The 11,763-nt window shown below is 57.1% G+C and carries 4 protein-coding genes; all 4 read right to left on the bottom strand.

Annotated elements, in window-relative coordinates; translation table 11 throughout:
* Position 1: 1 nt before the first annotated feature.
* On the bottom strand, positions 2–1,822 hold the full coding sequence (recD, locus tag ACQG19_RS19745) for an exodeoxyribonuclease V subunit alpha (protein WP_058679594.1): 1,821 nt from the start codon (positions 1,820–1,822) through the stop codon (positions 2–4).
* Positions 1,819–5,361: an exodeoxyribonuclease V subunit beta gene (recB, locus tag ACQG19_RS19750; protein ID WP_246932415.1), complete on the bottom strand. Its 3,543-nt coding sequence runs from the start codon at positions 5,359–5,361 to the stop codon at positions 1,819–1,821. The genes recD and recB overlap by 4 nt, the downstream gene beginning before the upstream one ends.
* Positions 5,358–8,240 carry a pitrilysin gene (gene ptrA / locus ACQG19_RS19755; protein ID WP_246932417.1) on the bottom strand — a complete coding sequence of 961 codons (2,883 nt, stop codon included), beginning with the start codon at positions 8,238–8,240 and terminating at the stop codon, positions 5,358–5,360. The genes recB and ptrA overlap by 4 nt, the downstream gene beginning before the upstream one ends.
* 140 nt (positions 8,241–8,380) lie before the next feature.
* Positions 8,381–11,755 carry an exodeoxyribonuclease V subunit gamma gene (recC, locus tag ACQG19_RS19760; protein WP_246932418.1) on the bottom strand — a complete coding sequence of 1,125 codons (3,375 nt, stop codon included), beginning with the start codon at positions 11,753–11,755 and terminating at the stop codon, positions 8,381–8,383.
* Positions 11,756–11,763: the final 8 nt, after the last annotated feature.

Raw genomic sequence — 11,763 nt, forward strand, 5'->3', positions numbered from 1 at the left:
TTCAGAGGGACTCAAATATCGCGCTCAGGCCGCTTCGCCGTTCTGTACGGGTGGCAATCGCCTGCACCAGCACACGCTCGTCGGTATAGAGCGACAAGCGCTGACGCGCGCGGGTGATGGCGGTGTAGATGAGCTCGCGGGTAATCACGGGTGAAAGCTGGGTGGGCAGGATCAACGCCGCATGGTTGAACTCCGAGCCCTGGGACTTGTGTACCGTCATCGCCCATGCTGTTTCATGTTCAGGCAAGCGACTGGGCTGCACAGACTTCACGCTTCCGTCCGGCATCAGGAACCAGACGCGTAGACCCTGTCCACGGTCAAGCGCAATGCCAATATCGCCGTTAAACAACCCCAGCGCGCTATCGTTACGGGAGATCATCACTGGCCGACCTTCGTACCAGCGTGAATGCGGCGTGCGGGTGATTTTGCGCTTTTGCGCAAGCAGTTGCTCAAGCCTGTCGTTGAGGCCGCTGACGCCAAAAGGCCCCTCTCTCAGCGCACACAGCAGCTGATATTCGCCAAACGCGGCAATGACCTGCGCAGGCGTATGTTGCTGCTGCACGCTCGTCAGGAAGTGCTGATAGCCCAGCAGGGCATCATCCAGCATCGCCTGATACTCTTCCCCGGTTTGCAGCGATTTCTTCTCAATATCACTGAAGCTGCCGTCAAAAACGGCACTGGTCGCATGCCGATCCCCTCTGTTCACGGCCGCCGCCAGTTGGCCAATGCCGGAATCACTCCCGAACCGGTAGCTTTTTTGCAGCAAACAGAGGCTGTCTCGCAGCGCCGCCGCGAGAGACTGACTTTCGGCTGCGAGCGAACATCCGGTGAGGCGGGCTAACTCCTCAGCACGTTCCGCGGTATACCCAAGACTCGCATAGGTGCAGATATCGCCCAGTACGGCCCCGGCTTCCACCGAGGCAAGCTGGTCACGATCGCCCAGGAAAATTACGCGCGCGTGGGGAGGTAAGGCGTCAATCAGCCGCGACATCATCGTCAGGTCGATCATCGACGCTTCATCCACCACCAGCACGTCAAGATGCAGCGGGTTTCCGGCGTGGTAACGCAGGCGCTGGCTGCCCGGCTGGGCGCCCAGTAGCCGGTGCAGGGTGCTGGCTTCATTGGGGAAAAGCGCAAGCTGTTCCTGCGTGAGCGGCAGTTTTTGCAGCGCGCCACCTAACGACTCCGTCAGCCTGGCCGCCGCTTTGCCGGTGGGCGCCGCCAGGCGAATACGGCATTTTTGCTCACCCGACAGCTGAATCAGCGCGGCAAGCAGTTTTGCCACGGTGGTGGTTTTACCCGTGCCCGGTCCGCCCGAGATCACCGAGATCCGCCGCGTTAAGGCGACGGCCGCCGCCACTTTCTGCCAGTCTGTCGCCTCATCTGAGGTAAACAGGGCATCCAGCGTTTGCCGGAGCCGCGCTTCTTCACAGGGAAGCGGCGCATTTGTCTCGCTGAAAAAGCGCGCTACCGTCAGTTCATTACGCCACAGCCGGTTAAGGTACAACCGGTCGCCGATGAGGATCATGGGCGTCTGGGTATCGGCTCTGCTGACAGCAGGAGAGCTTAGCAAAACGCTCTGCCAGTCTACCGACTCGCCCAGCAGGGCAAAACAGGACTGAAGAGCCGAAGGCATTTTCTCATCAATGGTCAGGCGCGAAAGCGGCAGGCAGACATGCCCTTCCCCCGCGTCGTTGCTCAGGATAGCGGCAGCCAGCATTACGGCCGGCTGCTCGCCAGCCACCATGATGGCGAACTGCACATCAAGATGGCGCAGTAAACGCTGTTCTACGGCTTCCAGCAGTAATTCCTGCATCGTCATGCCAACTCCTCCGTGCCTGCGGCAAATAAACTGTCCATTTTCTCAATCAGTGGCGCGTCCGGGCGCGTACTAAAAATACCAGACTGCGGATCGTCGGCATCCACCCCGCGCAGGAAGAGGTAAATCACCCCGCCAAAATGGTCTTCGTAGCGGTAATTTGCAATGCGATGACGCAGATAGCGATGCAGCGCAAGGGTATACAGCTGGTACTGCAGATCGTAACGATGCATCTGCATGGCAGAGGCCATCGCCTGTTGGGTATAGGCTTCGCTGTTTTCACCCAACCAGTTCGATTTGTAATCCAACAGGTAGTAACGCCCTTCATGGCGGAACACCAGATCGATAAAGCCCTTCAGCATCCCCTGAACCTGACGGAAGTTAAGTGGCGGGCAACCGGCGGATAGCGGGTCGTGCTCGCGGATCAGCGCATCCAGTGCCTCGGCTCTTAGCGGGCTGGCGATGGGGAGATAAAACTCCATCTCCACCTGCTTATCTCTGGCGGTCAGCTGGCTGAGCGAAATACCCTGTGCCGTGAGCGGGGCGTGAAGGATAGCGGTGATCCATTCGCTGAGCACCGGCTGCCATTGCGCGTCGTAGCCGCCGCTTTGCAACATTTTCAGCACCCACTCCTCAGAGACAGGTTGCGTGAAATCCAGCTCTTCAAACAGGCTGTGTAAAAACGTGCCCGGTGACGCGCCGCGCGGAAATTGATGAGGGGTCAGCACCGGTTCATCCGGCACACTGCCGGTACCTGCGGCATCCACGTCAAGCTTAGGCATCAGATCCTGCGCAATGCTCTGCCCGTGCTGCTGTAAACCGGAATAGCTGGTCACGCGCCAGTCGTCTGCAACGGTTCGCGTAATCTGCCGGGCCTGCAGGTCGGTTGTCTGCTGTTCTGGCAGCTGCCAGCGACTGTTATCGGGTTGCGACGGGATATGCAGGGCAATATGTTCCCCGCACAGTGTTTCAATACACTGACGCAGCCCGGCAGCATCTTTTGGCTCACCAAGCTGAATCAGCCTTCCCAGCGCGCTCAGATGAAAATCGGTCTCGCCTGCCTTTTCGCCACGGCGGCGGAATAGCGGAGCGATACCCAGACTGCAGTGCCAGACCGAGCGGGTCAGGGCCACATAGAGCAAGCGTAAATCTTCCGCCAGGCGCTCGGCCTCGGCCAGTTCTACGCTGGACTCTGCTTTGCTGAGATCGAGCACCGCTTCGAACGACTCGCGATCGTGATAAAAAGCCTGATCCTGCACCCGATAATTGGCGATAAAAGGCAGCCAGACCAGCGGATACTCCAGGCCTTTCGACTTGTGAATGGTGACGATTTGCACCAGGTGCTTATCACTCTCAAGACGCATCTGCTGGCTCGACGAGTTACTGTTCGGATCGGCAATTTGCTGCGCCAGCCAGCGCACCAGGGCATGCTCGCTCTCCAGCTGCGTGCCCGCCTCCTGCAACAGTTCGCTGATATGCAAAATATCGGTCAGACGGCGCTCGCCGCCCACTGTGGCGAGCATATTCTCGGCAATGTGACGCTGCCTCATCAGTTCACGCAGCATCGCCATCACGCCGCGTTTTTGCCAGCGCTCGCGGTACTGCACAAACTCTTCGACCACCGCATCCCAGGCGGCTTCGTCGCAATTTAGCGCATCAATATCGCGCGCGTTCAGTCCCAGCATGCTGCTTGCCAGCGCGCTGCGAAGGGTGCTTTCCCGCTCCGGCGCCATCACGGCCTGCAGCAGCCACAGCATCTCCTGCGCTTCCAGCGTTTCAAAGACGCTATCGCGGTTAGAGAGATACACGGACGGGATGTTCAGTGACGTCAGGGCATCACGGATAAGCGCCGCCTCCTGACGGCTGCGCACCAGCACCGTAATATCGGATGCTTTTACCGGGGCTGATGTGTCCCCCTTCCACAGCAACGCCTCACCGCGCGTACCTGCGCTGAGCCAGTCCCGGATCTGCGCGGCGCAGTGCTGAGCCATGGCATGTTGATAGTCCGTAACACCGCACCCCTCGCCGTCCAGCAGCCAGAAATTCATGGCGGGCTGGTTCACGCCGTTGAATTCAAAGCGCAACGAAGCATTTCTGGCGGCGAACTTTACCGGCTGGAAGGGAATCTCCCTGAACATAAACGCCGAATCCATGCGGCTGAAGAGCGCATTGACGCTCTCCACCATCCCCGGCGAGGAGCGCCAGTTGGTGTCCAGGGTGTAGTGCGCTTCAACCTCGCTGCGGGCTTTCATGTAAGTGAAAATATCCGCGCCACGGAAGGCATAAATGGCCTGTTTGGGATCGCCAATGAGCAACAGTGCCGTGTTAGGCTGCTGTCGCCAGATGCGGCGGAAAATGCGGTACTGCTGGGGATCGGTATCCTGAAATTCGTCAATCATCGCCACCGGAAAGCGCGTGCGGATGGCGGCGGCAAGCGCCTCGCCATTTTCACTGCACAACGCCGCGTCCAGGCGACTTAGCATATCGTCAAAGCCCAGCTCACCCCGGCGGCGTTTCTCACGCGACACCGCTTCACGGATCTCCGCCATGGCGCGGGTGATCATCAGGTCGTTAAGGGTTAATGGCTCTGCCAGCAGGGTTTCGATCTCAACAAACAGCGGGTGCTCCGGAACAATGCCATCGGCTTTGGTTCGCTCAATCAGAAAACGCCGGGAAAATTTTTCCAGCGCATCCGGGAGCTGGTAACCGCGCGTCTCTTCCTGCGCCCAGGCAGTGATCTTGTCGATCCATTTCCCCTGATTACCACGGTTAAACTTGCGCCTGTCGATCCCGGAGTTTTCGATAATGGCGTCGATCTCGCCGACAGACTCAATCCATTTTTGCTTAACGGCTGCAATCTTCGCGACGATTTTTTCATGGCGCGAGGCCAGCGTTTCATCCGCAGGCGGTGGAGATTTAATGACCGGGGCCTCCCCCTGCAGATAGCGCTCAATGGCGCGCAGAAGCTCCTCAGGGCCTTTCCACAACGCATGTACCGCTTCGGCGATCTCCCGCTGTAACGGGTAGCAGTGGCGACGCCAGAAATCAGCACAGGCCTGGTAGCGAAGCTCAGACTCATCTTCAATAAGCTGCAGTTCAAACAGCATGCCGGATTCAAACGCATTCAGGCTCAGCATGCGCTGGCAAAAACCGTGGATGGTGAAGACAGAGGCCTCGTCCATTTGCCGTTCAGCCAGAAGCAGCCACTGTGCGGCCTGCTGTTTATCGGCAATCTCTGCCAGCAGGCTCGCGTAGAGAGGGTTATCCGTGCTTTCGCGCAGACAGGCGATACGCAGTTCATGAATATTGGCACGGATACGGCCGCGCAGCTCAGCGGTGGCGGCCTCGGTGAAGGTCACCACCAGCAGCTCCTCCACGCTTAACGGACGCGGAAAAGCGGCCTGGCCGCCAAGCCCCAGCAACAGACGCAGATAAAGCGCGGCAATGGTGAAGGTTTTTCCCGTTCCCGCTGAGGCTTCAATCAATCGTTCACCCTGCAGAGGTAAACGTAAGGGATCAAGGGACTCAGCGGTGTCGGTCATTCTTTCTTACTCCAGGGCATAGATTGCTGCAGGGCGCTGACGCTCTTCCAGATTTTCCAGCCTTTCGGGTTAACGTAGTCCGTTTTTCCGTTCTGGCTACCAGAAACCTGAGACAGAATGGCTATTCCCTGCGGTTTAACCACCGCCTGATGGAAGAAGTCGGCAACCTTCTGAGGCGTCAGCTGTTTTATCTCGGCCACTACTTTATCACGCGAATCAAATTTCAGATTACCGCGATCGAAATCTTTGCTCAGTTGGGATGCTTCTTCACCCAGCGTCTGAGGCGGCTGCATCACCTGCGCGATGACGGCCTGCTGGATTTGGGCAAACTCATCCGGCTTCATGGCTCGCAGTTTAGCTTCCGCTTGCGGGAAGAAAGCCTGGTAACGCTGCCAGAGATAAGCGGGCTGTTTATCGCTGCTCTGCAGCAGGAAACCCAGCCCCCACTGGCGGCCAACGTTCATGGAGAAGGCAAAGACCGCGTAGCCAAGCTGCTCTTCTGTGCGCAGCTGATTGTAGAACCACGGCTGTATAATTTGCCCCAGAACGGCACTCTGCGCAGAGCTGGCAAATTCATCATAGCCCGTAGGAACAAACACGGCGGCCAGCGCGGAATCCGTGCTGTTACCTGCTTTTTCAAAAATCACATTCTGTTTTTTCTCAACCAGCACGTCCTGGTTACGGCACCACTCGTCGCCTTTTGAACCGAGCTGCTGACGTACGTTCTCTGCCAGCGTTTTGTCCTGGTCCTCGCTCATGTTGCCGACGATAAGAAACTCCGGACGCGTGTTAGTTTTCAGCGCGTCGCGGTAGGCCAACACCTCTTTTAATGTGATGGATGGCAGCAGCGCCCGGCGATCTTCACGCTGGAAATAAGGAATTTGCGACAGCATCTGCGCCGGCATAATCGCCTGATCGTACGCCTTGCCTTTCTCAGCGGAATCCATCATCTGCGCATACCAGGACTTCGCCTGCTCAAACTGCTCTTCCGTTGGCGTGTAGCTGAAATAGCCCTCCAGCAACGCCTGGAACAGCTGAGGCAAACGCTGGGTATAGCCGTTTGCATTGACCATCAGTCCGTTATTGGCGTTGGTAGAGAAGCTGATCCCACCTACAGCGGCCTGGTTGCTGAGCTGGTCAAGTGCGATACCGGCCAGATAGTCATTGAGCGCAAACATCACCTGATTTTTGGCGCTATCCATCGCTTTCGGGTTGCGAAGAACAACGCTGACATCGGCTTTTGGCTCGCTGGCGAAGTAGTGGCTTGGGGTGTACACCACGCGCAACGTCGGCTCATCAACAATAAGCTGCGGGTGTGGGTACGCTTTCGCGGTTTTAATCAGGGAGAAATCATCCGGGATGTAGGGATTCAGTTCCGGCAGCTTCAACGCGATCTCGCTGGCCTTTTTCTGCCAGTTTGCGAACGTTTGCTCACTGATTTTATCCACCTGGTAAGGGGCATCCACGAAATAGGCCGTTTTGTTATGCGGCTCGTTCGGGCTGATGTACCAGATGCGGGCATTCTGTGGGGTCATCATTGCCAGGCGCGCTTTTATCGCCTCAGCGTCATACTGGTCGGCAATGTTGACCGCGTCCAGGGTATGTTCAACCGGCACGCGGATCATGGTATCCGCCAGCCACTCAACATAGTCCATGTCGCGGGTAATGGACGGATAGCGGAAATCGAGATCCAGCACGTGTGCCAGTTCGTCAAAGTAGCGTTTATCGACGCCTTTATCGCGCAGCAACGAGAGATAGCTGAAGATAGCCGCGACCACCTCATCACGGTGCGCCAGCCCTTTGTCGGTCAGGGTGGCGGAAATCGCCAGCACACCGCTGTTGCCGTTAACCACTGGATCGGAGTCGGCACGGATCCCTTCCACCAGCCCCTGCTTTTGCAGCCAGTCAGAAAGCGTTCCCGGGCTACGGTTACCAATAAGATAGGTGACCAGTTCATCCGTTTTACTGCGGAACTGTGCGGTATTGTTATCAATGCGGAACTCAACGCGTAACACCTTGCGCGGCAGTGCGGGCACGTAGTGGATCACGATCCCTTTCTGCGCGTCGGTGACAACCGGTACGTTTATCTGCGGCAGGTCGATGTTTTTATTTGGTACCCGTCCAAAGGTCTGCGCCGCCATGGCAGCCAGTTCTGGCAACGGTTTGTTGCTGTAGATAACCGCTTTCATCAGGTTGGCGGAGTAGTATTTGTCGCGAAACGCATGCAGCGCATCAAGCACCGGGCTGTTTGGTTTGTCACTCAGCGTCTCGAGGTTCCCCCCGGAAAAACGGGATCCAGGGTGCGCCGGGTTGATGGTTTCGGCGCTCACCTGCGCCATGCGCATACCGTCTCGCGTACGGGCCAGGGTCAATTCAGCATTGACGGCATTACGTTCACGGTCAGCGTATTTTTTATCCAGCAGCGGTGCGGCAATGGCATCGGCGAGACGATCCACCGCCCCTTCCAGCGCATCATTTTCGACTTCCAGATAAAACGCCGTCCGATACGGTGCCGTACTGGCGTTGTGGCTGCCGCCATGCATTTTCAGAAATTCGGAGAGGCTATCAGGCTGGGGGTATTTTTTGGACCCCATCAGCGTCATATGTTCCAGATAGTGCGCAAGACCCGGGTGCGCTTCGGGATCTTCCAGCGACCCAACGGGTACCACAAGCGCCGAGAGGGATTTCACCGCCTGCGGATCGGAAACCAGCAGCACGGTCATCCCGTTATCAAGGCGGACAGCCTGATACTGACGGGTATCTTTTTCGCTCTTCCGGATAGTTTCCTGAACGGGTTGCCAACCGGAGTCTGCCTGAGTGACGGGAGCCCAAAGGGCGACAAACAAAACAAACGCTTTGAACAAGGTGCTGCCTGGCATTAACGACCTCTTTATCACGGCTACATCATTAACAAACTTCGTGCTGGACACGCCAGCATCTCTTTCTTTCTGTACATCAGTCCGTGATAGCAGGTGCATCATAAATGAACACCCTTTACTGCGCAATTTTTATACAGCGCTCAGGACTGTTTAAATTTGAACAACGGTAACAGGTAACGTTGTGCCTCTTCCGTGATGGTCTCAAAGTATTCTGGCTCAAGCGTTCGCCATAACCGTTGATACCAGACATCATCGCCTTCACCACGGACCATCATGTTACCTTCCCAGGCCTGAACAAATTTACTCCGCGCTTTCTGCAGTGAAGCGTCATCCGTTAACATCGCATCATTCTGCGCGTCATAACAGGCTTTTATCCACGCCCCGCCACTTTCAGGCAGCAGCAGCAGCGGCTTGTTCATCCCCTGACGATAACCTTCAATGTACAAGGATAAGTAATGTAACGCCTGCTCCGGCTCCATTGGCGGGAAACGCCACTCGCCCTCCTTGCGTACAAACATCCGGCTTTCACCCTGGTTACCGCCAGCACTGTAGACAAGATGTTCGAGCCAGAGTTGCAAACCCTGTGAAACGCTCAGCATGGAAGGCCGCCAGCGCAGCAGCCCGTCCGGTTGAACCTGCGTCAGCCAGCCCGTCAGCTGGATACCGTTGCAGTTGAGGTCGATTTCAAGGCTTGTTCCCGGCTGTCGGCATTCGATAACACGCTCGGCAAGCGCCTTCATCTCTGTGCACTGCGCCTCCCAGACGATCTCCCCAAACGCACCATACGGTAATTGCCCCGCAGCGCGATAGCGGCGGAACAGTTTGTCAGCATCTTCCTGCTCCACCAGCGCATTCAGCAGCTGGAGGTTTAACTGATAACGTTCCAGCCCTTCCAGCGTAAACGGTTCTGCGTCAGGAATTTCGCTCTCTTCCGAGCGGAAATTTACCTGCAACCGCTGCTGGAAGAAGGCGCGTACCGGGTGCGCCCAAAACCGCTGCAGCTGTTCGAAGGTCAGGGTTTCAATGGGCCGCGCGTCGAGCTCCTGAATGAAATCGCTATGCGCCCTCCCCTCTTTCTTCGCCGCGGGGAGCCACTCCTGGGCATAGCTCTGCAATTCGCTGGCGACGTAGTTCATCGGGTCAAACGGCATACGGCTGTGACAACAGGTGATATGCGCTTTCACCCGCTGGTCGCTCTCATCGCAGTTACGTTCTTCATCCCCCGGCAGGTAGTGGCTCTGTCCGATATAGTCCACCAGTTCCTGCACCAGAACAGAGGGAAAACGCTCGCTGTTGTCCTGAATCGACCGACCGATATAACTGATGTAAAGCTTGTTCTGCGCGGAAATAAGCGCCTCAAGGAAGAGGTAGCGGTCATCATCACGACGGCTACGGTCGCCCCGCTTCGGTGCCGGGCTCATGAGATCAAAGCCCAGCGGCGGCAGGGCTCGCGGATAAACACCGTCATTCATACCAAGCAGACACACCACTTTGAAGGGAATGGAACGCATGGGCATCAGCGTGCAGATATTGATCGGCCCGGCAAGGAAGCGCTGGCTGATACGCTCCTGATCGAGGCGCAGGGTCAATTCGTCCCGCAGAAGCGAAAGCGGGATCGCTTCGTTATAGTGGGAGTTCACCCCCTCATCGACTATCGCCTGCCACTGTGTTTCAATCAGCGCCATTGCGGCTTCCGTGTCACTGTCCGGCAGGAAGAAATCATTGAGCAGTTCCCGGCAAACCGGCAGCCACTCCTCCAGCGGACGCGGCTGCATTAGCGCACGTCGCCAGCGGTTAAGCTGCATCAGCAGCGAGGCTAAATGCCCGACAAGCTCCGCGATGAGCCCGCTGGACTCATCATAAGGCAGGACCTCGTTCCACTCGCCCTGGCTGCTTTCCATGGCATACCCCAGCAGCATACGCGTCAGACCAAACTGCCAGGTGTGCTGCCCGGTAGGGGGAAGCTCAAACTCCTGTACGTTGTCGTCATCGATCCCCCAACGTACGCCAGACTCGTTTACCCACTGACGAAGGTAGCGCAACCCCTCTTCGTTAATGTTGAAACGAGCGGCCAGCACGGGGACATCGAGCAATGCCAGGACATCTTCGGAAATGAAGCGGCTGTCGGGCAGTGACAGCAGGGTAACGAATGCCTGCAAGGCCGGGTGAGACTGGCGAGCCCGACGGTCAGAGATGGCATAAGGCAGGTAGCGCTCTCCCGTCGCACTGCCGAAAACGGCCTGAATAAAGGGGCTGTAGCTGTCGATATCCGCCACCATCACCACGATATCACGCGGTGTCAGGTCAGGATCGTCCTGCAGCATGGCGAGCAACTGATCGTGCAGGACTTCGACTTCACGCTGCGCACTGTGGCAAACATGCACCGTGATACTGCGATCGTCGGGATCCAGTCTCCGTTTCGTGTCGCTGCGTTCAAATTCTTCGGCCGTCACGCCCATCACCGCGCGATTTTCCAGATCCAGAATATCGGACTGGATATTGTGCAGCAGGCTGTCCGGCGTGATTTCAACAAACGCATCCACGTCGCCTTCGCCTGACGAGGTGATATCAGAGAGCATATGAATGTAGTCCCGGCCCAGCTTGCCCCAAGAGGCAAGCAGCGGGTTTGGCAGGTTCTGAATGCCCTGCTCATCAAAAAGCTGCGCGGCAGAGGCACAGTCTTTAAACAAGGGCACCGTGCGTTCTTCAAAGAGACGTCGCCGCTGGCGCGTCACAAGCCGCGAAAGCCACCGGTCATCCTGAATGTCGCCCCAGTAATGGCGGCAGGGGTTAGTAAAGAGAATATGGATGTCGGTGTGTTTTCCGAGCGCTTTCAGCGCATCCAGATAGACGGGTGGCAAGGCGGAAATACCGCAGATAAATACGCGGGAGGGCAGCCGGGCCGGTCGGTCAGTGCTATTTTCCAGTATGGAGATGAACCGTTGGTAGAGGTTCGCACGGTGCCACTTGGGTTGACCCAGCTTTTCGGTATGCGCCACCAGCGCTTTCCACAGCGGCGCCTGCCAGACCTGCGCCTCTGGAAGGCCTTCCACCAACTCACCCGCCTCCCAGCGAGTCAGCCATTCCGGACGATACACTAAATACTGGTCATAGAGATCCGCGGTACGTGATGCCAGCTGGAACAGCTTGCGTTTGTCGGTATCGTCATGCAGGTAGTGGCGCAGCATGGCAAACTCATCATGCGTGAGCATATCTGGCAAAAGCGCCATCAGCTTCCAGCTCATGCTCTGTTTGTTAAACGCGCTCTGCTCCGGGATGTCAGGCAACACGCGGACAAACATCTCCCAGATAAAGCTCGCGGGAAGCGGAAAATCGATATTCGCCGCGATGCCAAATTTACGGGAAAGCGACATCTGCAGCCATTGTGCCATACCGGTGCTCTGCACCAGCACCATTTCAGGCTCAAACGGATCGTCGAGCCGCTCACGCTCAACGATAAATTCCATCAGCGCTTCCAGCACATCCAGACGATTTGAGTGGTAGACCCTTAACATAGACGCTC

This window comes from Enterobacter cloacae complex sp. 277I4 (assembly GCF_050031465.1).
GTDB classification, from domain to species: domain Bacteria; phylum Pseudomonadota; class Gammaproteobacteria; order Enterobacterales; family Enterobacteriaceae; genus Enterobacter; species Enterobacter cloacae.